This window comes from Pseudovibrio axinellae, from assembly GCF_900110875.1.
Classification (GTDB): Bacteria; Pseudomonadota; Alphaproteobacteria; order Rhizobiales; family Stappiaceae; genus Pseudovibrio; species Pseudovibrio axinellae.
On sequence record NZ_FOFM01000002.1, the window covers coordinates 477,764 to 501,155 of the forward strand.

The window sequence follows — 23,392 nt, forward strand, 5'->3', positions numbered from 1 at the left end:
CAAAAGAAGCCCATGGGCGCCTATATTCTGCGTAGATTGCTTTTGATGATCCCGACTCTGATCGGCATCATGGCAATTAACTTTGTTATTATCCAATTTGCACCGGGTGGGCCGATTGAGCAGGTTATTGCTCAATTGCAAGGGGATAATGTGTCTGCGACCAGTCGAATTTCTGGTGGGGGAAATGATTTAGGAAGCTCACCTGCTGCCAATCAGGGCGGTGGAGACAGTGCTGGATCAAAATACCGCGGTGCGCAGGGACTTGACCCGGAGTTTATCAAGGAACTGGAAGTTCAGTTTGGTTTTGATAAGCCGCCGCTGGAACGTTTTGGGCGTTTGATTTTGGATTACGCCACTTTTAACTTCGGTGAGAGTTACTTTCGTGACATCGCAGTGGTTGATCTGATCATCGAAAAACTACCGGTGTCCATTTCTCTCGGCCTTTGGATGACCCTTATTTCCTACGGGATCTCAATCCCTCTCGGAATTCGCAAGGCAGTAAAGGACGGGACTTCCTTTGATGTTTGGACATCAACAGTCATAATTATTGGCTACGCTATTCCAGGGTTCCTCTTTGCGATCATCCTGATTGTTTTATTCGCCGGTGGCTCTTTCTGGGATTTCTTCCCCTTACGTGGTTTAACCTCGGAAGGCTGGAGTGATATGTCCTGGCCGCACCGTATTTTGGATTACTTCTGGCACCTGGTCTTGCCGCTGACCGCTATGGCCTTGTCAGCTTTTGCAACAACAACTCTTTTGACAAAGAACTCCTTTCTGGATGAGATCAGAAAGCAGTATGTGCAGACCGCCCGCGCCAAGGGCCTTACAGAACGGCAAGTTCTTTACGGGCATGTTTTCCGCAATGCCATGCTGATTGTTGTCGCAGGCTTCCCCGGAGCCTTTATCTCAGCATTCTTTGCAGGCTCGCTACTCATTGAGACGATCTTCTCTCTGGATGGGCTTGGCCTATTGGGGTTTGAATCTGCGCTGAACCGAGATTACGCGGTAATGTTTGCAACGCTCTACATCTTTTCGCTTATGGGGTTGATTGTGAACCTTGTCTCCGACCTCACCTACACCTGGATTGATCCCCGGATCGACTTTGAAAGCCGGGAGGTGTAACGCGCAATGGATTCGCAACTCGAAAAACGCCTTCGCGATCAGGGCTACGAAACGATAAACCCACTCCCAGAACAAACCCAGCCACCTGAAAAGCGGCAAAGGCTATCTCCGCTTAACAGTCGCCGACTGCAAAACTTCAAGGCAAACAGGCGGGGATACTGGGCGCTTTGGATCTTCCTCTTCCTGTTTTTAACAACGCTCTGCGCGGAATTTATAACGAATGATCGGCCATTGCTGGTCTCGTACAAAGGAGAGATCCTAGCACCGATATTCGTTGACTATCCTGAGGAAAAGTTCAACGGTTTCCTTGCAACAACCGACTATCGTGATCCGTTTATACAGGAGGAGATTGATGCTAATGGCTGGATTCTATGGCCGCCAATCCGCTACTCCTATCAAACGGTAAACAATGAAATCCCGGTTCCTGCACCAGCTCCCCCGAGCTGGATGATGGACAAAGAGAAACGCTGTGAGCGCTACCCGGAAGGTGTGAACGACCCGAACTGTACGATTGGGAACTGGAACTGGCTTGGCACCGATGATCAGGGCCGCGACGTCCTTGCAAGGCTGGTCTATGGGTTTCGTATCTCCGTGCTCTTTGGCCTTGCTTTGACACTGGCATCCTCTGTTATCGGCATTGGGGCAGGTGCGGTGCAGGGCTTTTATGGTGGCTGGGTTGATCTTGGTATGCAGCGTTTCATAGAAATATGGACGGCAATGCCGACGCTCTATCTCATTTTGATTATTTCGTCGGTGTTAACGCCAGGGTTTTGGATTCTCTTCTCCATTTTGCTCGCCTTTTCATGGGTCGCATTAGTGGGGGTGGTGCGCGCCGAATTCTTGAGAGGCAGGAACTTTGAGTATATCTCTGCTGCCCGCGCGCTGGGCGTTTCAAATACAACACTCATGCGTCGTCACCTGCTGCCAAATGCAATGGTCGCAACACTCACGTTCATGCCATTCATTCTAAACGGCTCTATTTCCACGCTGACAGCATTGGACTTCCTCGGTTTCGGCTTACCTCCTGGATCGGCCTCTCTGGGTGAGCTGCTCAAGCAGGGCAAAAACAATTTGCAAGCTCCCTGGCTCGGGATGACGGGTTTCCTTGTCCTGTCGATCATGCTCAGCCTGCTAATCTTCATCGGGGAAGCGGTTCGTGATGCCTTTGACCCTAGAAAAACGATGAATTGAGAAAGGGAGGATCGGACATGAGTGACAATCAAACGCTTCTCTCTGTTGAGAACCTGTCAGTCGCATTTCGCCAGGGCGAGAAGTTGAATCTGGCCGTCGATGGAATCTCCTTTGATATCAAAAAGGGTGAAACCGTCGCTCTGGTGGGTGAGAGCGGATCGGGTAAATCGGTCTCAGCACTTTCCGTGCTCAAGCTTTTGCCGTACCCAACAGCAAGTCACCCAACCGGGAGGATTCCCTATCAGGGTGAAGACTTAATCGCTGCAACTGAAAGCGAAATGCGTAGGGTGCGAGGCAACAAGATCTCAATGATCTTTCAAGAGCCAATGAGCTCTTTGAACCCGGTGCACACCATTGAGCAGCAAGTCGCCGAAATCCTGAAGATCCATCGTGGGTTGGGTGAGACTAGCGCGAGAAAACGTGTGCTGGAACTGCTGAGCCAAGTCGGCATTCCAAACCCGGAAGAACGATTGAAATCGTACCCGCATCAGCTGTCTGGTGGACAGCGCCAGCGTGTCATGATTGCTATGGCACTGGCAAATGAACCGGATCTCTTGATTGCTGACGAGCCAACAACCGCGTTGGACGTAACAGTCCAGGCGCAAATTCTACAGTTGTTGAAGGACCTGCAAAAGAGCACCGGCATGGCGATGCTCTTCATTACCCATGACCTTGGCATTGTTCGCCGGATCTCTGATCGCGTCTGTGTGATGACGCAGGGCAAAATTGTTGAAAGTGGTCACACCGACGATATCTTCGAAAGCCCGCAACACAACTACACGAAACACCTGCTTGCCGCAGAACCAAAAGGCTCTCCTCCTTCAAGTGATGCAAGTCAGCCCATCGTCGTTGAGGCGAAAGACCTCAAGGTCTGGTTCCCGGTTAAACGCGGATTTCTGCGCAAAACCGTGAGTCACATCAAAGCGGTGGATGGAATTGATGTCACGGTGCGCCGCGGGCAAACGCTTGGCATCGTTGGTGAAAGCGGGTCTGGTAAAACAACGCTCGGCCTTGCAATCCTGCGTATGATCTCATCCAATGGGCGGATTAGCTTCAGTGGCTCCGAAATTCAGGAGTATTCTTGGAAGCAGATGCGCCCGCTGCGCAGAGATATGCAGATCGTGTTTCAAGACCCGTTTGGCTCTCTATCTCCGCGCATGTCGGTCTCTGAGATCGTTGGCGAGGGGTTGAAGGTTCACATGCCAGCGCTTTCCTCAAGTGAGCGAGAAGCCAGGGTTGCCTCTGCACTGGAAGAAGTAGGCCTCGATGCAGCGACACGCTTCCGTTATCCGCATGAGTTTTCTGGCGGGCAACGTCAACGTATCTCGATTGCACGCGCAATGGTGCTTGAGCCTAAATTTGTGATGCTGGACGAGCCAACCTCTGCTTTGGATATGAGCGTTCAAGCTCAGGTCGTAGACTTGCTTCGAGATCTGCAAGAGGCCCATGGCCTAGCATATCTGTTCATTTCTCACGACTTGAAGGTTGTTCGCGCGCTTGCCAATGATGTGGTTGTTATGCAGCACGGCAAAGTGATGGAGGCAGGCACGTCAGATGAGGTCTTCGACACCCCTCAAACCGATTACACCAAAGCACTCATGGCTGCCGCATTCCGCATGGAAGCGATTGAAGGTGGTGTAATTGGAACGTAGCAGCTGACTGAAAAATGCTGCGGTATAGAATAGCTACCCAAACATAGTATCATGGCCGCTCGTTCGGCCATGATAACCTGTGGTGGTTGAGATGGACGACAATTAAGATGCCACGACGACATCCCGGCCAATTTTCAAGGAAACTTTCCCGCTATCATACACCAGTTGAATGACGACACGCTCGGCTGCCGCCTTCAACTCTTTGCCATAGCCCCCGTCAGAGTGGGTGAATTTGGCTTCAAATTTTTTCAGCTTAGAGTCGTTGTTAACTTCTTCTAGAAATTTATCTTCCGCCCGCGAGCGTTTGGAGACAAGCTCCTTCATAAAAGCGGTAGAGTTTGATTCATCAACCTTTGCTTTTTTCAAAGCACCCTCAATTTTGCTTTTGTCTTTGTAGACCTGTGCTATGCCTTTAAACTTCATCAGTATGGCCATCGTGTTTTCCTTTTATTTGTTTTCTTAGGTGAATGGCCCGAAAACACACAGGAATACTAAATACGCCCCGTTACCAACAGGTAACGATGGTCTTCCTAGCTTGAAGCAACTGAGAATCGGCTACGCCGGTGTCTGAAAAAGCTTGCCAATAAACTACATCCAGCGGCGAACGCGGGCTTTGTATTTAAGATACTCTTCACCAAAGTTCTCTTCCAAAATGGCTTCCTCCGGTATTATTTGAAAAGCGGTTATGTAAGCGGCAAAGCCAAGAGCAACGGGAATTGCAAACAAATTACCCTGATAGATGGCCCAGCCCAGCAATATAAACTGCAGCCCCAAATACATTGGGTTTCGGGTCTTGGAGAAAATCCCTTCACAAACAATTGCGCTGGCGTTCTCAGGGTGAGTAGGGTTTGCTGTTGTTCTGGCCCTTCTGAATTCTGAGAGCCCTGTAACACCGAAATAACCACCAGCGCCGATGCCAATTACCAGAAATGCCGTCTCCACTCCGTGTAGTTGTACATTGCCTGGCAAGAACAGCGCCGTGATCCAAATGAGAATGGCAAAGCCAGCGAAAACCAAAACTGGCGGGAACCTAAGCTTAAAATAATCCATTATGTTCCAATAGCTTATTTCTATCTAGCGAGTAATCCGCCAGTCAGCTTTCAAAGAGTGCCAGCTTGACACCAAGAGCGCCAAACGTAGCTGCAAATCCCCGTTTGAGCCAAGCCATGACTTTTGGGCGGTTGATCACATAATCGCGGGTCAGTGATGCTGTGACGCCGTAGCATATAAAGACAAGAAGGGTGAGGCCCATGAAAACAAAAGCATGCAAAAGCAGGGCGTATGTCGCATTCTCACTGTTGGGTGAGACAAACTGAGGAAGAAAGGCCAGGAAGAACATAGAGAGTTTCGGGTTCAGCACATTCAGCAAAACCCCGTCAAGAACGGTGCGATATAAACTGCGCTCACGCTCCTCACCACTTACTCCAAGAGCGTTGCCGCTACGTAAAATGCTCCAGGACATATAGAAAAGATAAGCAACACCGAGATATTTGAGGATCTGAAACGCCAGCGCGCTGGTGTGAAACACAGCTGCAACGCCAATGATGCTTGCAAGCGCTGCTGGCACGATCCCTAACGTACATCCAAACGCAGCTGCGATACTTGGCCGGAACCCCTTACCCAGTCCAACTGCGACCGTATAAAGCACGCCTGTACCGGGCAGAAGGATAACGACGAAGGATGTGAGAATGTATTCTAAGCTCATAGACGGGCCTCGGGAGATCGCAGGGTAGGCTTTGAAAGCCTACCTTATCTGATCCCTTGCAAGCGTCCAACGAACTTACGTCTAATGTCGTCTTGAAAATTGAAAGGGGCTTTAAGCCCCTCTATTGTCAATCTAAGGCTTCGTCTCTGCCAGCAATTGCGGCTGCGAAGTCTTTGGCAGAGAAAGGCTCCAGGTCTTCCACGCCTTCACCTACGCCGATGAAATGCACTGGAAGCTTGTATTTACGGGCAATGGCAACAAGAATACCGCCACGGGCAGTGCCATCCAGTTTGGTCATCACAAGCCCTGTAACGCCAGCAATTTTTCCGAAGACTTCCACTTGTGAGAGCGCATTCTGGCCAGTTGTCGCATCAAGCGTCAAAAGTGTCGTATGCGGTGCATCTGGGACGCGCTTTCTGATCACGCGAATGATCTTTTCAAGCTCATCCATCAGCTCGGCTTTGTTTTGAAGTCGTCCGGCAGTATCAATCAAAAGCACATCTGTACCGTTGGAAAGAGCTGTATCAACGGCATCATAAGCAAGGCCTGCAGCATCTGCTCCGGTATCACGTGCGACAACTTCGGCGCCAGTTCGCTCACCCCATACTTTGAGCTGCTCAACGGCTGCTGCGCGGAATGTGTCTCCCGCCGCGAGCATCACCTTTTTGCCTTGGTCACGCAGCATAGAAGAGAGCTTGCCGATCGTGGTCGTTTTGCCGGTACCGTTGACCCCCACCATCAGGACGATATGCGGTTTGTGCCCACTTTCAAGATCAAGCGGGATCGCGACTGGTTCCAGAACGCTTTCAATTTCCTCAGCAAGAATTGCGCGGACTTCTTCGCCCGAAATTTCTTTATCGTACCGGCCATCTGACACGCGATCCGTAATCGCGATTGCGGTATCAATACCAAAATCAGCTTGAATAAGGATGTCTTCCAGCTCTTCCAGCGTATCTGCATCCAGCTTCTGCTTGGTGAAGATGGAAGAGATGCCCTCGGTCAGAGCATTGGAGGAGCGGGATAGACCGGCTTTGAGGCGTTGGAACCAGCTTTTCTTTACCGGAACAACTTCTCCAGTTTTTTCAGCTCGTTGAGCTTCTCCTGCTGCCGCAGTTTCTCGAGGTTCTTCTCTGCTTTCTGCGTCTCCGAAGTCTCGAACACTTTCAAAGCTTCCTGCTTCTTCTGGTCCTTCAGCTTTTCCAGATGCTTCAGGGACCTCTGGTGCGAGATCGGATTCTCCATCGGCAGTATCCTCAGCAACAGGAGCAGCCACATCGCTGTCCTTGGAGGAAATTATATCTTGCTCTGGCTCAGCGTCTGCTGAAATATTTTCATGAAGAAGGTCATCATCCAGATAAGCCGTCTCTTCCAAGGCTTTGGTTTCTGCCTTGTCCAAATCATGAGGCTTATCGGTATCTTCTGGTTCTTGAATGACCTCAGGCTCAGCATCATGCTCTGGATTTTCCAGATCAAGAGTTTCATCTGCGACGGCTTCGGCCGTTTCTTCAAGGCCCTTTAGGGGATCAAGCGGAACGGATTGAAGGCCTTCAACGGACTCGCGCAGCTCCGAGCTGGTAGGCGCAATATTCTCTTGCTGGTCCTGTGTTTCTTCTGAGGAGCCGCCAAACAGGCGACTGAAAAAACCGCGTTTCTTTTCGCTCATGCTGGAAAGATACCTTTGAGATGTAAAAACTTAAGCTGCTTTGCCAATTGGTTCTGCAATCAGATGTCTTTCGGTATGCCCTGTAATGCGTGCTGAAACAAGGGTTCCTGCTGTATCCGCATCCAGTTCAACCTGAGTAAATTGCTCAGTGCGACCAAGTCCCTCACGCTCAATGAGGATCTCGCGCTCCTTGCCGACTTCCGCACGAAGATGAGCCAACAAAGCTTCCTGCCCCTTTTTACGAAGACGGGCGGCGCGCTCTTTAATGATCTTACGATCAAGCTGCGGCATACGTGCTGCTGGTGTACCTGGGCGAGGGGAGAATGGGAACACATGCAAGTGTGTTAGCCCGCATTCATCAACGATACGCAGGGTGTTCTCGAACATCTCATCAGTCTCAGTCGGGAAACCAGCAATGATGTCAGCGCCAAATACAACATCCGGGCGCATCTTGCGCACGTCTTCGCAGAACTGGATAGTGTCCTCACGAGAATGCCTGCGCTTCATGCGCTTCAAGATCATGTTGTCGCCAGCTTGCAAGGAAAGGTGCAGATGCGACATCAACCGATGATCATGCGCAATCACTTCCATCAACTCATCATCAGCTTCAATGCTGTCGATAGAGGACAGACGCAGGCGCTTAAGATCTGGAACCATCTTCAAAATCTTGGAACAGAGAGTGCCTAGCTTTGGCGCTCCCGGCAGGTCTGCGCCAAAGGAGGTGATATCAACGCCTGTCAGAACGATTTCGCCATAGCCGTTGTCGACAAGGCGTTTGATCTGGTCAATGACCACACCCATCGGCACAGAACGTGAGTTACCTCGGCCAAAAGGGATGATGCAGAAGGTGCAGCGATGGTCACATCCGTTTTGAACCTGAACAAACGCACGTGAGCGTCCCTCAAGCCCATCGATCAAATGGCCTGCGGTCTCACGAACGCTCATAATGTCGTTGACGCGTACCTTCTCGGTTTCTTCAATGCCGAACTGAGCGACACGGCCATAAGAGGCGCGCTCCAGCTTTTCAGAGTTACCAAGAACCAAATCCACTTCACCCATCTCAGCGAAGGTTTCAGATTCTGTCTGGGCCGCGCAGCCGGTCACGATAATGCGTGCGTCAGGGTTTTCCCGGCGGGTTTTGCGAATGGTCTGTCGTGCTTGGCGGACAGCTTCGTTGGTCACGGCACATGTGTTGATAAGCACGGCATCTTTAAGGCCTGCGGCCTCAGCTTCGCGCTTCATCACTTCCGACTCATATGCATTCAGTCGGCAGCCGAATGTCACAACATCAATGCTCACTTCAATGGCTCCATTGCCGCGTCCCCCGAAGCGGTTTTTTTATAGGTGAGGGAGTTGAGATCAAGCTCACCCTCAAATTCGATTGCGGTTTCACCGGTCATAATGATGTGGTCATTGTCTTCTCGCCACTCAATACCCAGCGGTCCTCCCGGTAAATGAACTGTGCACTTACGTTCTGTCCGGCCCGTCCGTGCTGCAGCAACGCCAGTTGCGCAAGCAGCGGTACCACAAGCGCGCGTTAAGCCAACACCACGTTCCCAAACCTTCAGGCGGATTTCGTTTTCGCCAATGATCTGAGCAAGAGAGATATTCGCCTTTTCAGGGAACATCGGGTGACATTCAAGCAAAGGCCCGAACCGTTCAAGGTCATGGGCTTCAATATCATCCACCCAGAAAATTGCATGCGGATTGCCGACATTTACAACACTTGGTGAATGCAGAACAGGCGCATCAATCGGCCCGATCTGAAGCTCAATGGCGCGCGTATCGGCAAACTCTTCAGCCAGTGGAATTTGGTCCCACTCAAGGCGAGGTATACCCATATCAACGCTCACCAGCGTTTCTGTGTCAGAAGCATGTGCAATCAACAAACCAGCGTTGGTCTGAATAGGAACGCTGGGAGTGCCTGCCTCACCCATGAGCAGGCGGCCAATGCAACGTGTTGCGTTACCGCAAGCATCGACCTCACTGCCATCACGGTTGTGAATGCGCATGAATGCATATGCATCGGATTTTGTTGGCTCAACAGTGATCATTTGATCAAAGCCGATCCCCTTAGTCCGGTCCCCGATCACAGCGATCTGCTCAGGCGTTAAGGTGACATTGTTCTCGCGTGCATCGAACACCACGAAATCGTTGCCAAGACCGTTCATTTTTAAAAAGGGAACCAGCATATCTGTCATTCGCTTGTTTCCATCCGCATTAATCTGTCAAGAACGCACTATATGGAGGAAAATACCTTGGATTACTAGGAAAAATACAAGAGAAACCGTCAGTTGGGACAATTGAACCCGCAGCTTTAAAGTCCTCCTAATGTAATCAATGCGTTTGGGGCTAATCCGGGCACGTTTCAAGGACGTCACCGGGTGCCATTTCCTCCAGAATTTGATGCATCACTTCCGGATAAACCGCAACACAGCCTTCTGTTGGCAAAAAACCTTCTCGAGCAACATGAAAGAAGATGGCGCTGCCTTCCCCTTTGATGCTGGGGTACATGTTGTAGTCCAGCACAACTACAATGTCGTAGAGGCGATCATCGCGCCACATCTTTTCATGGCTCGGCGTAAACGGCAGGTCTACTGGGCGATTATAAAGTGTCTCCTCTTGAGAATCACACCACCCATCATGGGGAGAGAGCGGAGAAACCGGCAAATATGTTACTGGACAGGACCCACGATCCGCTCGGTAATACACATTTAGCAGTTCAAAACGCCCGATCGGCGTTGCTCCATCGCCTTCTTGTTTTGTGTGCGTTAAGCCAGATCTACCCAGCGAACACGCATATGTTACCGCACCGAGAGTGAGCGTTCCTTCGTGCGGGTCGTTACCTGTATGTCTTACAAACAGGGTCTTTTGGGTCTTTTTACGCAGTTTTGCGGGTGGGGTGGGTACGGCCAGAGGTAGCATTTACAAACCTGTTGTCCCTAGGAAGGTGCTGGGATAATTGACCCCGAATAAAGTGAGGGTCACTTAAGCGTGAACTAGATTTTACGAAAAAAAATCAGATTTACTATGTTTTTGCTCGCCTTTTTTGGGGCAACCCGCCATGTATTTGTGAGATATAGTTTTAGAATTAGCTGCACAGCTCGGTGATTGGATGAAAATATGACTGCACGTAAAATTCTGATTGTTGATGATGATAACGACCTGCGGGAAGCTTTGGTAGAGCAGCTGTCACTCTATGATGAATTTGAAACCATCCAAGCTGACAATGCAGCATCGGGTATCAAGAAAGCGAAAGAAGATCATTTTGATCTTGTTTTGATGGATGTAGGTCTGCCGGATATCGATGGCCGCGAAGCCGTGAAGCTTTTGCGTAAGGCTGGTTTTGGAGCTCCGGTTATTATGCTCACGGGGCACGATACCGACAGCGATACAATTCTTGGTCTGGAAGCTGGTGCAAACGACTACGTGACCAAGCCATTCAAATTTGCGGTTCTTCTGGCTCGCATTCGTGCACATTTGCGACAGCACGAGCAAAGCGAAGACGCCGTGTTCACCATTGGCCGTTATGCATTCCAACCTGCAGCAAAATCAATGCATGACGACGGCGGCGCAAAGGTACGTTTAACCGAGAAAGAAACGTCGATCCTGAAATTCCTTTATCGGGCTGGTGAAAAGCCAGTGACCCGTGACGTATTACTACACGAGGTTTGGGGATACAATTCGGGCGTGACCACGCATACCCTGGAGACGCATATTTATCGTCTGCGTCAAAAAATTGAGCGTGATCCATCCAATGCGGAGCTTCTGGTTACAGAAGCCGGTGGATATAAGCTTGTACCTTGAGGCATAAGGGGCTAATCCAATTGCTATGAGTTTAGTCCGCGACATCGAAATTTTAAGACGAGTACCTCTCCTCGCTCAATTTACCGAGGACCAATTGCGCCTGCTCGCGTTCAGTGCTGAAACGTTGCAGGTGCCAAAGGGCGGAACCGTTTTTAACGAAGGTGAGCGGGCTGACGGCGGCATAGTGCTAACAATTGGTAATGTGCAGCTCGAAACCGGAATGGGACGCGTGGCTCGTCCCAGAGGAACCTACGGCCCTGGGACGTTGTTCGGCGAAAATGCGCTGATGGCCGAAGGCAAGCGTCCGGCCCGTGCTGTTGCTCTTGAAGACTGTGAGCTTATCCGCATCCGCCGTGCCCTCTTTTCGCGCATGCTTCAGGAATTTCCAGAGACCGCACAAAAGCTTTACGTCGATCGAGCAAACCAGTTTACCCAGGCAACTGCGGCACTGGCGCGCGTGGGACGACGACTGGATGAAGTTGAGGCGCTCAGCGAACGCCACAAGAAAGAAGTTGCAAGCAAACGCAGCTAAAGCGGCTTTTGGACCCTGTTCTCTTTGAAATCATAGATAATAGAGCTTTCGATCTTGGTGATATAAGCTCGCTTTGTGAACTTTTCGAAGGCAAGACTCTTCAAGTGATCGATGTCTCGCACACGAAGATGAGCAACAATGTCGTAAGCCCCGCTGATTAAGGCCACAGACTTCACCTCAGGCAGCTCAACCACCTCCTGCATGAACTCCTCGACCAAAAGCGCTTCGTGTCTATCCAGTTGTATGAAAAACATCGCCTCAAAGCCGACGCCATAGGCTTTTGGGTCGGCGACTGCGTGGCTGCTTTGTAAAATACCGCTGTCTTTCAATCTCTTAATGCGCTCATGGCAAGCAGACGCGCTTAAGTTAACCTCAGCCGCAATCTGTTTGTTAGGGCGCAGTGCATTGTTCTGCAAAATCTCCATTATGGCGAAGTCTGTTTGGTCTAGCTGTATAGTATTGATCATATTTCGGAATTGTTTCGATATTCTGAAGAAGGTGACCGGAGTATATTCGGAAAAAATACTAAATAAAACCTAGATCGAATATGATACTCAATGGCAACAAATACTCTTCTCTTTTTAATCACCATTCTAAGTCTGATTGTCGTCCCTGGCCCTGATATGCTTTATGTAACGAGCAGGGCACTGGCCAGTGGAAGACCGGCAGCTCTTAAGGCCTCACTCGGCATTTCCGCTGGCTACCTTGTGTTTACAGTTTTGGTCGCGGCTGGGTTTCAGTCTCTTTTCATGGCTGAACCCAGATTGTTTCAGGCGATCAGGTGGGTCGGGCTCGCCTACCTTATGTATCTGGCTTACCGCTTGTTTTTTGCCCAGGGAATGTGGACCTCAGATGAGGAGCCGCAGGCGCCTGCGCACACTAATGACCTGAAGTTCGGCTTTCTGACAAGTCTGCTGAACCCAAAGGGGATGTTGTTCTACTTCTCCCTTTTACCGCAGTTTTATGTGCCTGAGGCGATGCCATTTTGGATCTATGCGCTCGTGTTTGGTTTCCTTGCCAGCCTGTTGTGTTTAATCGTCTACTACGGGATTGGGAGCCTTGTCTCAGGACCAGCAAGGCTATGGCTGGCAAACAGTGATAACGGTAAGCGCGTTTCTATGCTCGCGAGCCTCTGTGTTTTTGCAGTTGGAATCTCCATGGTGGTTGCCGATATGGCGTAGACCCAGTCAGGCAGCAAAAAGGGCGCTTAAGGCGCCCTTTCTTTCATCAGCAACTAAACGCTCGATCAGTGCCAAGGATGGCTGTCGTCGAGATTTTTCTCGTAAGTGTCGATTTTGTCGGTTTTTCCCAGTGTCTGCCCAATGTCATCAAGGCCATTGAGGAGGCAATGTTTGCGATGCGGATCCAGATCAAACTTAACTTTGTCACCATCGGAGCCGTGCACTTCCTGAGCTTCCAGATCAACCGTCATGGTCGCATTGGAGCCTCTGGAAGCGTCATCCATCAGCTTATCAAGATGATGTTGCTTAACAATAATTGGCAGAATGCCGTTCTTAAAGCAGTTGTTGTAGAAGATGTCAGCAAAGCTGGTCGAGATCACACAGCGAATGCCAAAGCCCAATAAGGCCCAAGGTGCGTGCTCACGAGAGGACCCACAGCCAAAGTTATCGCCAGCGACCAGGATCTGGGCTTTCTCATAGCTTGGCTGGTTCAATACAAATTCGTTGTTTTGGGTGCCATCGTCGTTAGTGCGCATTTCATGAAAAAGTGCAGTACCAAGCCCTGTGCGTTTAATAGTCTTCAAAAACTGCTTAGGGATAATCATATCCGTATCAATATTGATTAACGGCAGGGGTGCAGCAACGCCTGTCAATGTCTCAAATTTTTGCATGGGCTATTCTCCTAGAATCTCTGGAATACATTACAGTGTTGTTGCTAGGCGATGCAGAGATCGACATTCTCATTCAAGCCCATCATAATATTCAAGTTTTGGACGGCAGCTCCGGAGGCACCCTTTCCAAGGTTGTCGTAGATTGCCACGAGCAGCGCTTGCGCTTTATCGTCGTTTGCAAACACATGCAGGCGCATATGGTTCGTACCGTTGAACATTTCCGGGCTTAGGTCTTCAATCGCATCCACACCTTCGAATGGCGCGACTTCCACGTCACCAGCAACGCTGGAGAAATGGTCAGCAAGAGCTGCATGCAAGTCTTTGCCTTTTGGTGCTTTGCGCAGCTGTCCTAGTTGTAAAGGCACAAATGTCATCATGCCTTGCGCGTAGTTTCCAACTGATGGCTGGAACAAAGGCGCATGCGCTAGGTCAGCATAAAGCTGAATTTCTGGTAGATGCTTGTGTCCAAATTGCAGGGCGTACGGCCAGAATGGTGAAGACCGTTCGTTGCTTTCATAACTCTCAATCATCTTGCGCCCGCCTCCAGTGTAACCTGATACAGCGTTCACAGTTAGCGCGTGGGTAGATGGAATCAGTCCAGCTTCCAGCAAAGGGCGAACCGTTGCGATTACACCTTGCGGGTAGCACCCAGGGTTGGAGACAAAACGTGCCGTAGAAATGATGTCGGCTTGGTCCTTCGTCATTTCTGGAAAGCCATAGGCCCAATCTGGGCTCACACGGTGTGCGGAAGAGGCATCAATCACGCGAGTGCTGTCGTTCTTGATCATCGAAATGCTTTCCAGCGCCGCATCATCTGGCAAACACAAGATCGCAACATCAGCAGAGTTCAACAAGTCTGCACGTGCTTCCAGCTCCTTGCGCCGCTCTGGAGCGATACTGAGGATTTCGATGTCACGGCGGCCAGCTAAACGCTCGCGGATCTGCAGGCCTGTCGTTCCGGCTTCTCCATCTATGAACACGCGCACCGACATTTATGACTCCTTGGAGCTTGAAATTGGAATAAGGTTCAGAGCTTGTACAACGTCCTCCGACCATTGTCACAGATTTGGGAGCGTTTTTTTAGGCCTCTGTCCTCAATTGGCAGTTGAGGATGGCTCAAGCAACCTTAGGTTCAAAGGAGGGGCTTATCGAATATTACAAGAATTCGCGTATGATACTCACATTCGAAAACATTCTGCTGAAATTGACTTTTTTGCGGGGGGCTTATCGTGTTTCGCATTGAAAATTTGCACAAATGCACCTTAATAGGTTTCAAAAGCATAGGCCGCGTCCATGTGGCATGTTTGCGCAGCCTGTGCCGACTATAATGTTGGATGAGGAACGCCTGAATGTCTGAAACGACAACCGAGGCTAAAGCTGGGCTTATCGCCGATACCTGTGCCCTGCTGATTGATGAAAATAAAGACGAAGCAAGGTTTGCCGAAGACCTCTTCAGTCACGCTGATGCAGAAGATCTCCTAAACTATACCCCTTCTGAGCTAGCAGTCCTTTCGCAGGAAGCTTGGGCGGACTTTGCAAACCACCCGCTTGGAACTCACCGAATTCGGGTGTTTAACCCGCAGCCCAATGCTGACGGTAAGCAACTAGAAGACATCACCGTCGTTGAGATCGTCAACGATAACATGGCCTTCCTTGTTTCCTCGGTAATGGGAGCCATCCAGACTGCAGGTCACGAAGTGCGTATCGTGCTGCACCCGCTCTTTGTGGTGGAGCGTGATGACAATGGTAACTTGCAAGAGTTCCACGGAACAGTTGGGCAAGGAGGTCCATCAGTCCGACGTGAAAGTCTCATCCACATTCATCTAACACGCTTGAATTCTGAAGAGGACAACAAGGCACTCGAAGAAGATCTCGAGCTTGTTCTCAATGATGTTCGACAGGCAGTGAATGACTGGCGCCCGATGCGCGACAGAATTCAATTGGCCGTCGAGCAGTACCAGCAGGTCCGTAAAAAGGCAGATAACAAACAGTTTGACGAAGCAATCGCTTTTCTTGAGTGGATGGCTGCTGATAACTTCACCTTGCTGGGCGTTAGAGAATTTATCTTCGATGATACCAGTGACATTGGCGAACTCTCCCTGATCAAAGGCTCAGGCCTTGGTATCTTGGCAGACCCGAACGTGCGCGTGCTGCGCAAGGGCGCCGAGTTCGTTGTGATGACTCCGGAAATCAGAGAGTTCCTGCTTAAGCCGGAACCGCTGATTATCGGTAAGGCCAATATCCGTAGCCGTGTCCACCGTCAGGTGCACATGGACTACATCGGCGTGAAGCTGTTTGATGATGAAGGCAAGCTTCGCGGTGAACTGCGCATTGTTGGTCTCTTCACCGCAACGGCTTACACGCGCTCAACCGGTTCAATTCCATACATTCGCCATAAGACAGCGAAAGTCATGAAGAAACATGGCTTTGATCCAGAGAGCCATAGTGGACGTGCACTGCGCAATATTTTGGAAGGCTATCCGCGTGATGACCTGTTCCAGGTTGATGCTGAAACGCTGTCTAACTTTGCCGATGCTATCTTACAGTTGACTGAGCGACCTCGCATTCGGTTGCTCTCCAGAACTGACAAGTTTGATCGCTTCGTATCCGTTATTGCGTATATTCCGCGAGATCACTTTACCACGAATATTCGTGAGCGAGTTGGCAAGTACCTTGCAAGCGTATACGAAGGCCGCATGTCTGCATGGTATGCGAGCTTTCCGGAAGGCCCGCTTGCCCGTGTGCACTTCATCATAGGCCGGTATACCGGAGAAACTCCAAATCCGTCTCAGGCAGAGCTGGAGGCCGCAGTTCAGGAGATTATCCGCACTTGGACTGACAGCCTGAAGGAAGCTCTGCGCTCGGTTTATGGAAATGTGGTCTCTGGTGCGTTGTTGAAGCGCTATGGGTCTGCGTTTGATGGCGAATACACGTCCGCAACACCTGCTGCGACGGCAACCAAAGATATTCGCCGTATCGAACAACTCAAAGAGAAGCGGCCGCTTGTCATCAGGTTTTATAAGCGTGAGCGAGAAGGCAAGGGCCAAATTTCGCTGCGTGCATATCACCTTAACAAGCCAATCCCGCTCTCTGCACGTGTTCCGATGTTGGAAAACCTTGGTTTCCGTGTCATCAATGAAAGAACTTACCGGATTACGCCGGCAGATCGCGAACTGAGCTACCTGCACGACACAACGCTGTATTTGGACGAAAAGCACTTCCGCAATTTCTCCGAAGCAGACATTGAACGCTTGGGCGCGTTGTTCCTCGCAGTGTGGAATAAACAGGCTGGAAATGACGGATATAACAGGCTGGCATTGACCGCTGGTTTGGCATGGCGCGACATCGCCATGATCAGAGCACTCTCGCGCTATTTGCGTCAGGCTGGAATACTCTATTCTGAAGATTATATGTGGCGAACTCTTAACCGATATCCACAGATCGCTCAAAGACTGGTTCACCTGTTCTATACACGCTTCGATCCTGCACTTGCAGCCTCAGAGCGTGCGGCACAGGAGGGGCGTCTGATTGATGAGGTTTCCGCAAGCCTTGATGAAGTAACAAGCCTTGACGATGACCGAATCCTACGTCGTTTCCAAAACTTGATTCTGGCAACATTGCGCACCAACTTCTTTCAGTTGGACGAAGACGGCCAGCCGAAATCTACATTTGCCTTCAAGCTTGATCCGCACAAAGTAGAGGGTCTTCCAAAGCCGCTGCCGTATCGCGAAATCTTCGTTTACAGCCCGCGCGTTGAAGGTGTTCACATGCGCTTTGGCCCGGCAGCGCGTGGTGGCCTGCGTTGGTCTGACCGTGCGCAGGACTACCGCACAGAAGTGCTTGGCTTGGTAAAGGCACAGCAGGTCAAGAACGCCGTGATTGTTCCGGTCGGCGCTAAAGGCGGATTCCTGCCAAAGCAGCTTCCAAAAACTGGAAGTCGTGATGAGTGGATCGCAGAAGGCACGGAGGCCTACAAGATCTTCATCTCCTCCCTGCTGGATCTGACAGATAATCTGGATGCTGATCTTGTTTTGCCGCCAGAGTTGATGGTGCGTCATGATAAGGATGACCCATACCTTGTTGTGGCAGCTGACAAAGGGACTGCAACCTTCTCAGATACCGCAAACGCCATTTCCGAAGACAAGGGGTTCTGGTTGGGCGATGCCTTCGCATCCGGTGGTTCTGCTGGTTATGACCACAAGAAAATGGGCATCACGGCACGCGGCGCATGGGAAGCTGTAAAGCGCCACTTCCGCGAAATGAATCGGGACATCCAGAAAGAGCCGTTCACCGCATGTGGTGTTGGCGATATGTCGGGAGATGTGTTCGGCAACGGCATGTTGCTTTCCAAAGCAACCAAGCTTGTTGCAGCGTTCGATCACCGTGACATCTTCCTCGATCCAAACCCGGATCCGGCGGCGACTTGGGATGAACGTAAACGTATGTTCGACCTTGGGCGTTCTTCATGGCAGGACTACAATAAAGAGCTGATTTCTGAAGGCGGCGGTATCTACTCGCGCTCTGTAAAGTCAATTCCGCTGACAATTCAGGTTCAAAAGCTGCTGGGTCTTTTTAAGTCCAAAGCATCACCGCAGGAAGTGATGACTGCGATCTTGATGATGAAGGCAGATTTGCTTTGGTTCGGCGGCATCGGAACATACATTCGCGCATCTGATGAGAACAACAACGATGTTGGTGATCGCGCGAACGATGCGATCCGTATCACGGCTTCTGAAGTTGGCGCGAAAGTGATCGGTGAGGGTGCAAACCTTGGGATCACGCAGAAAGCGCGTATCGAGTTTAGCCGTGTTGGGGGACGTTGTAACTCAGATGCGATCGATAACTCAGCTGGTGTGAACTCCTCGGATATGGAAGTGAACATCAAGATTGCGCTGGGCGCAGCTGTTAAAAAGGGCATCCTGACCGTTCCAGATCGCAATGTGTTTCTTGCAGATATGACGGATGAGGTCGCTGATCTTGTTCTGCGTAACAACTACTTGCAGACACTCGCGATCTCCCTTTGTGATCGCCGTGGCCTGGAAGATCTTGGGTATCAGGTGCGTATGATGCGCCAGCTGGAATCTCAGGACCTTCTGGATCGTGCGGTTGAAGACTTGCCGGATGATGCAACGATCGAAGAGCGCGAAAAAGCTGGCCAGCACCTGTCCCGCCCAGAGCTGGGTGTGTTGCTGGCATACGCAAAGCTCACGCTTCATGACACATTGCTTCACAGCTCTGTGCCCGACGACGCTTATCTGGGTAAGGAGCTGTACCGCTACTTCCCAGAACAGATGGCAGAAACCTACTCTTCGGAAATTGAAGGACACCGACTGCGCCGCGAAATCATCGCGACCATGTTGGCGAACTCCATAATCAACCGAGGTGGCCCTGCCTTCCTGACCCGCATCATCGATCAGACCGGTGCAGCCGTGACGGACGTAGCGCGTGCATTTGCAGTTGTTCGTGATTCCTTTGGCTTAACCCAGTTGAACGAAGATATTGATCGTCTCGACAATACGATCTCAGGCGAGCTACAGCTTGAACTCTACTCTGTGGTTCAAGACCTTGTGCTTGGTCAAGTGATCTGGTTCCTGCGCAATGTTTCCTTCGAGGGTGGACTAGAGGCAGTCATCAGTCGCTTCCGTGACACTGTTAAGTTGCTGTCGCCGCGTCTGGAAACATTCCTCTCAGAAAAACAGGCCGAAACGCTCAAAGTTGAAACCAACCGTCTGGTAGAGGCTGGCGTACCGGTCATGATTGCGGCACGCATTGCTCGTCTCATCGGTGAAATGGTCATTCCAGACATGGTTCTCGTTTCTGAGAAGGCAAATCGTAATGTGGATGAGGTGGCTCAATCTTACTTCCGCGTTGCAGAGCACTTCCGGTTTGGAATGATCGAAGAGCTGGCGCGTGAGTTTGCGATCCGTGATTACTACGACGGCCTTGCTCTTGATCGCTCTCGTACGGTGCTCGTAGAAGCGCTGCGTAACTTGACCGCTCAAGCGCTCGAAGACGAAAATGGCTTCGATGGCTGGCTAGAACGCAACGGTGCTAAAGCTGAAAGAACGCTGAAAGCAACCAATGAGATCTTGGAGAATGACTTGTCTGTCTCCAAGTTCTCGGTCGCTGCAGGCATGCTTGCAGAGCTGACACACTAATTGAAAAAGCCCCGGTGCAGCTGTCTGCACCGGGGCTTTTTTGCTTTAGGCCAGAGCACTGCGCGGCGCGTCCGCTCGCAATATACTCCTAGTATAAAACCAAGTTGGTATCCTGCGACAACGCGATCAGCCTGCCCGCAATGCAAGAGCCTTAATCTGGTATGTGGTTTCTTCTTTAGCGATTAACTCAGGCAAGGAGGTCATACGCTTGCCCTCTGCATCGAAGTTATCTTGCGCCAACCATCCCTCAAATGCTGCTTTAAGAACCGGCCATTCGCTGTCAATCACAGAAAACCACGATGTGTCTCGGTTTTTGCCTTTGACAACACCAGCTTGCCGAAAGGTTCCCTCATAGCTAAAGCCAAGGCGCACAGCCGCTTCTCGCGAGGCTGTATTCAGAGAGTTACATTTCCACTCATAGCGCCGGTACCCCCATTTTTCGAAGACATTTTTCATCATCAAAAACATGGCTTCAGTCCCGCCAGGCTTGCGCTGTAGCAAAGGGGAAAAGTGAATGTGCCCAACCTCAATACTACCAGCATCAGGTGCAACTCTGAGATAGGTCGCTATGCCAACAGCGCTCCCGCTTTCAACATCAATAATGGCGAACGCCAACGGGTCAGAGCCGCTAGCAAGATCTGTCACGTGGTCAAGGAAGTCAGGGTAATTGTCAAATGGACCATAAGGTAGATAAGTCCAGCCACGGCCGTCCTGATCGGTGCTGAAGGCCTCATAGAGCTCTACTGCATGGGCAGCCGGGAGAAGGCGTTCCAGTCGGCAAAAGTTCCCCTCCATCGTTTCATCTAAGGGAAGGAGGGCAGGCGTCCAGCTGGATAAGTCGGCGCCTACGATCTGGCCTATAGTATTTCGGTTGTTTTGTGTTGCCATCTTGGTCGTTCCCTAAGATCAATCTACAGTAAAATATGCAGACAAACCGGTTCAGGGAAAACGTCCAGTTTCTGGAATATTGCAGTACCAAAGTGGCAATGACCTCACGTCGCCGGAAGGTCATTTACCACTTGTCTGTTCTACTTGCGTTCGGAAGGGTCGTTCTTCCTTATGAGAGTGGAAGTCCCGCGTTTATCCTTTGGCTTTTTGTCCTTAGAGGACAAAGAGGCCCAAAAGCTGCGCTTTACATCGCCTTTCGCAAAGCAGTCGTAGAAATCACGGCGTCCGTACATTGAGTTCTTGTTGCAGCCGTAGCCGAACCAATAGCAAGTATCGCTCTTTTTTACTTCAATGTGGCCATGACGGTTACGCTTATCGCGATCATACACGCAGATGGAACCAACTGGCGCACGATCCGGGCTGCTGACGCGAAGGCGCTTAAACCCGTACTTAGGAAGGGATTGGATCGCCATATAAGCAGATCCACCTGGAATGTAGGTATCAACCAAGCCCTCAGAAATAAGGTGCTTTTTCACATAGCGGTAGCAATACGTCATTCCGCGGCGCTTACGAACAGAGCGTCTTCCGCCAGAACGTGCTGCAACCACAGCCGAAGCGTACCCAATGTAGCTGTCTTCTTCGCTACCTGCGATGTTGTTCGCCTCATCACGACTTAGCTTTGTTGCTTCACTCAATCCGTAAGTCGCAAAATCAGCCTTGGAAACGAAAATATCGGAGGCTGCCTCACCGGCTTCCTCTGGCTCGTCGACACCCAAACGCACAAGTTCGCCCTTGGTGTCGTCGTTCGCCCAGTCCAAAACACTCAGTTGTGTCCCGACAGGAAGAATTTGTTGCAGGGAATCACCTGCTGTTCCGTCCTTATTTGTTTCCCACCCCTTTGCAAGGATCGGCGTAGAAACGCTGTAATTACCGGAGGTCGTCATCTTATTTTGAGGAAGAGTATCTTCCCCGGAAAGCAGAGAAACAGGCTCATCAGATGAAAAACTATCACCAAATGAAGCATTTGGTTCAGCTATAACTGCTGTCGTAAGCAGCATAAAACTCAGCCCCGTAAACGCGGAAACCTTGGCAAGCTGTAACATTATTCCTCCGAAAAGCATGTTTTAAGCACAGCTGCACCGGTTCCCGCGCATGTTGCATCGCGGGATTACAAATTTAGGCAATAGGGAACGGTCGGTGCGCTTTCACGCTCCGCAGTTCATGCCAAAATGTCGGTGGTGCGCAGCTGTTGTTTTACTGTCGCAAGTAACCTGCACGGCAAGCATCGCGCATGCCGACAGGCGCAGGTGGTATGCAAAGACACCATTAAGTGCCAAGCAAACCAGTGACGCGCTCACAAAACACAACACACCGACGCTTTGCCAAAAGCGTCGCCTGTTTGTTCTATGACTGTTGAGCGTCTCTGCCCGGTTAAATCTTACGAAGCGCAACCTTTTCGATGCTGTGGTCCGTACCCTTGGTCAGGATCAGATCAGCACGTGGGCGCGTCGGCAAGATGTTCTGGCGAAGGTTCTCCAGATTGATGTTTTGCCAAAGATCCTTCGCGATCTCTTGCGCCTTATCGTTCGAAATTGTGGAAAATTTATGGAAATATGAACCAGGATCTCTGAACGCCGTCTCACGCAGGCGCATGAAGCGCTCCAGGTACCAGCGCTGCAGCACCTGCTCTTCCGCATCAATGTAGATGGAAAAGTCAAAGAAATCAGAGACAAAGGGCACAGCTTTCGCTGCTTTTGGCTGATGAGATGTCTGCAAAACATTCAGCCCTTCGACGATCAAAATATCGGGCTGATCGACCGCAACATGCTGCCCAGGCATCACATCATAGAAGAAATGCGAGTAAATCGGGGCACGCACATCGCCCTCGCCACCTTTAATATCGGTGAGGAATTTGAGGAGGGCAGAGCGGTCATAACTCTCAGGAAAGCCCTTCCGCCGCATCAGGCCTTCTGCTTCCAAAATAGAATTAGGATACAAAAACCCATCTGTGGTGATCAGATCAACCTTCGGGCTTGCAGGCCAGCGAGACAGCAAAGCCTGCAACAAACGCGCTGTCGTAGATTTGCCGACAGAAACGGAACCAGCGATACCGATAATGAACGGCGTCCGGTCAAGTTTCATGCCCAAGAAGCGTTTGGTCGCAAACTGTAAGCTTTGCGAGGCTTCCACGTAATAAGCAAGCAGGCGCGAAAGAGGCAGGTAAATGTTCTTTACCTGCTCAATGGAGACGTAGTCATTGAGTGATTGCAGGTCTTTAATTTCCTGCAACCGCAATGTCATGGGAGTGTCTGCTCGCAGCGACGCCCATTCGCTCTCTGTAAAGACAGAGTATGGAGAAAGGTCCAGTTCTTGCACTGGAGCAATTTCTTTTTGCATAGCGTTAGCGCTCAAGGCTCGTCGTGCCTCCCACTTCGCGTTTGCTGGTAAGAATTAGCCGTCTTTGCGAGAGGCCTTCTCTTCCAGTCCGGTCTGTCCGGTACGTGCTGCCAGCTTGGCCATAACCTCGTCCAGAGGCACGTCGGAAACCCTTAGTACAACAAGTAGATGATAAAGCAGGTCAGCTGCTTCGCAAGCAACCTCATCTCTATCACGCTCTACAGCGGCAATTGCTGTTTCAACGGCTTCTTCTCCAAGCTTTTGCGCGCACTTGGAAACACCCTTGGAAATCAGCTTTCGTGTGTAAGACAGCTCATCATCACTGTTCGCACGTGCAGCGATGATAACCTCTAGGTCCGAAAGGGTGAAATTGGTCATTTGACTAGCCTTTTTGAGGCCGCTGCAGATAGATCCATAATACCTGA

21 protein-coding genes are annotated in these 23,392 nt (G+C 50.6%); 7 read left to right on the plus strand and 14 right to left on the minus strand.

Features of this window, described 5'->3' with window-relative positions:
- Positions 1-12: 12 nt before the first annotated feature.
- Genes BMZ51_RS07115 through BMZ51_RS07125 form a run of 3 tightly spaced genes read left to right on the plus strand, consistent with a single transcriptional unit; the run spans position 13 to position 3,965 of the window.
- A complete protein-coding gene (locus tag BMZ51_RS07115) occupies positions 13-1,122 on the plus strand; it encodes a microcin C ABC transporter permease YejB (RefSeq protein WP_068005165.1) in 1,110 nt (369 codons plus the stop codon).
- A gap of 6 nt (positions 1,123-1,128) precedes the next feature.
- Positions 1,129-2,313, plus strand: coding sequence for an ABC transporter permease (locus BMZ51_RS07120; RefSeq protein ID WP_068005167.1), 1,185 nt, complete (start codon positions 1,129-1,131; stop codon positions 2,311-2,313).
- A gap of 17 nt (positions 2,314-2,330) precedes the next feature.
- Complete coding sequence (locus tag BMZ51_RS07125; protein ID WP_068005168.1) at positions 2,331-3,965, plus strand: ABC transporter ATP-binding protein; 1,635 nt, start codon at positions 2,331-2,333, stop codon at positions 3,963-3,965.
- Positions 3,966-4,067: 102 nt separating this feature from the next.
- Here the strand turns inward: BMZ51_RS07125 and BMZ51_RS07130 are convergent, their stop codons facing one another.
- The 7 genes from BMZ51_RS07130 to BMZ51_RS07160 all read right to left on the minus strand — a co-directional run bounded on the left by BMZ51_RS07130 (position 4,068) and on the right by BMZ51_RS07160 (position 10,258).
- Complete coding sequence (locus tag BMZ51_RS07130; RefSeq protein WP_068005170.1) at positions 4,068-4,400, minus strand: hypothetical protein; 333 nt, start codon at positions 4,398-4,400, stop codon at positions 4,068-4,070.
- 153 nt (positions 4,401-4,553) lie between these two features.
- Positions 4,554-5,015: a methyltransferase family protein gene (locus BMZ51_RS07135; protein WP_068005176.1), complete on the minus strand. Its 462-nt coding sequence runs from the start codon at positions 5,013-5,015 to the stop codon at positions 4,554-4,556.
- Between the two features lie 43 nt (positions 5,016-5,058).
- Entirely contained in the window at positions 5,059-5,670 is a 612-nt protein-coding gene (locus BMZ51_RS07140) for a LysE family translocator (RefSeq protein ID WP_068005181.1), read from the minus strand.
- 127 nt (positions 5,671-5,797) lie between these two features.
- Complete coding sequence (gene ftsY / locus BMZ51_RS07145) at positions 5,798-7,333, minus strand: signal recognition particle-docking protein FtsY (protein WP_068005183.1); 1,536 nt, start codon at positions 7,331-7,333, stop codon at positions 5,798-5,800.
- A gap of 30 nt (positions 7,334-7,363) precedes the next feature.
- Complete coding sequence (gene mtaB, locus BMZ51_RS07150) at positions 7,364-8,632, minus strand: tRNA (N(6)-L-threonylcarbamoyladenosine(37)-C(2))-methylthiotransferase MtaB (protein ID WP_068005185.1); 1,269 nt, start codon at positions 8,630-8,632, stop codon at positions 7,364-7,366.
- Complete coding sequence (gene dapF, locus BMZ51_RS07155) at positions 8,629-9,534, minus strand: diaminopimelate epimerase (RefSeq protein ID WP_068005187.1); 906 nt, start codon at positions 9,532-9,534, stop codon at positions 8,629-8,631. The genes mtaB and dapF overlap by 4 nt, the downstream gene beginning before the upstream one ends.
- Positions 9,535-9,685: 151 nt before the next feature.
- A complete protein-coding gene (locus BMZ51_RS07160) occupies positions 9,686-10,258 on the minus strand; it encodes a L,D-transpeptidase family protein (RefSeq protein WP_074881897.1) in 573 nt (190 codons plus the stop codon).
- Between the two features lie 198 nt (positions 10,259-10,456).
- Between BMZ51_RS07160 and BMZ51_RS07165 the strand changes: the two genes are divergently transcribed.
- Positions 10,457-11,140: a response regulator transcription factor gene (locus tag BMZ51_RS07165; protein WP_068005189.1), complete on the plus strand. Its 684-nt coding sequence runs from the start codon at positions 10,457-10,459 to the stop codon at positions 11,138-11,140.
- Positions 11,141-11,165: 25 nt separating this feature from the next.
- A complete protein-coding gene (locus BMZ51_RS07170) occupies positions 11,166-11,672 on the plus strand; it encodes a cyclic nucleotide-binding domain-containing protein (RefSeq protein ID WP_068005191.1) in 507 nt (168 codons plus the stop codon).
- Here the strand turns inward: BMZ51_RS07170 and BMZ51_RS07175 are convergent.
- Positions 11,669-12,139, minus strand: coding sequence for an Lrp/AsnC family transcriptional regulator (locus BMZ51_RS07175; RefSeq protein ID WP_074881900.1), 471 nt, complete (start codon positions 12,137-12,139; stop codon positions 11,669-11,671). The genes BMZ51_RS07170 and BMZ51_RS07175 overlap by 4 nt on opposite strands.
- A gap of 90 nt (positions 12,140-12,229) precedes the next feature.
- Here BMZ51_RS07175 and BMZ51_RS07180 point away from each other — a divergent pair, with 90 nt between their 5' ends.
- A complete protein-coding gene (locus tag BMZ51_RS07180; RefSeq protein WP_068005193.1) occupies positions 12,230-12,853 on the plus strand; it encodes a LysE family translocator in 624 nt (207 codons plus the stop codon).
- 65 nt (positions 12,854-12,918) lie between these two features.
- On the opposite strand, the gene leuD is transcribed toward BMZ51_RS07180, so the two are convergent.
- Together leuD and argC are read right to left on the minus strand one after the other, a co-directional pair.
- Entirely contained in the window at positions 12,919-13,524 is a 606-nt protein-coding gene (leuD, locus tag BMZ51_RS07185) for a 3-isopropylmalate dehydratase small subunit (protein WP_068005197.1), read from the minus strand.
- 44 nt (positions 13,525-13,568) lie between these two features.
- A complete protein-coding gene (gene argC, locus BMZ51_RS07190) occupies positions 13,569-14,516 on the minus strand; it encodes an N-acetyl-gamma-glutamyl-phosphate reductase (protein ID WP_068005199.1) in 948 nt (315 codons plus the stop codon).
- Positions 14,517-14,873: 357 nt separating this feature from the next.
- On the opposite strand from argC, the gene BMZ51_RS07195 reads away from it, so the two are divergent.
- Entirely contained in the window at positions 14,874-19,682 is a 4,809-nt protein-coding gene (locus BMZ51_RS07195) for an NAD-glutamate dehydrogenase (RefSeq protein WP_068005201.1), read from the plus strand.
- A gap of 126 nt (positions 19,683-19,808) precedes the next feature.
- Here BMZ51_RS07195 and BMZ51_RS07200 read toward each other — a convergent pair whose 3' ends face one another.
- The 4 genes from BMZ51_RS07200 to BMZ51_RS07215 all read right to left on the minus strand — a co-directional run bounded on the left by BMZ51_RS07200 (position 19,809) and on the right by BMZ51_RS07215 (position 23,345).
- Entirely contained in the window at positions 19,809-20,570 is a 762-nt protein-coding gene (locus tag BMZ51_RS07200; RefSeq protein ID WP_068005203.1) for a GNAT family N-acetyltransferase, read from the minus strand.
- 140 nt (positions 20,571-20,710) lie between these two features.
- Positions 20,711-21,673, minus strand: coding sequence for a hypothetical protein (locus BMZ51_RS07205; RefSeq protein ID WP_068005205.1), 963 nt, complete (start codon positions 21,671-21,673; stop codon positions 20,711-20,713).
- Between the two features lie 328 nt (positions 21,674-22,001).
- Positions 22,002-22,967 (minus strand): type I pantothenate kinase, encoded by a 966-nt coding sequence (gene coaA, locus BMZ51_RS07210; protein WP_068005207.1) that lies wholly within the window; start codon positions 22,965-22,967, stop codon positions 22,002-22,004.
- Positions 22,968-23,021: 54 nt separating this feature from the next.
- Entirely contained in the window at positions 23,022-23,345 is a 324-nt protein-coding gene (locus tag BMZ51_RS07215) for a phosphoribosyl-ATP diphosphatase (protein ID WP_068005210.1), read from the minus strand.
- Positions 23,346-23,392 lie beyond the last annotated feature (47 nt).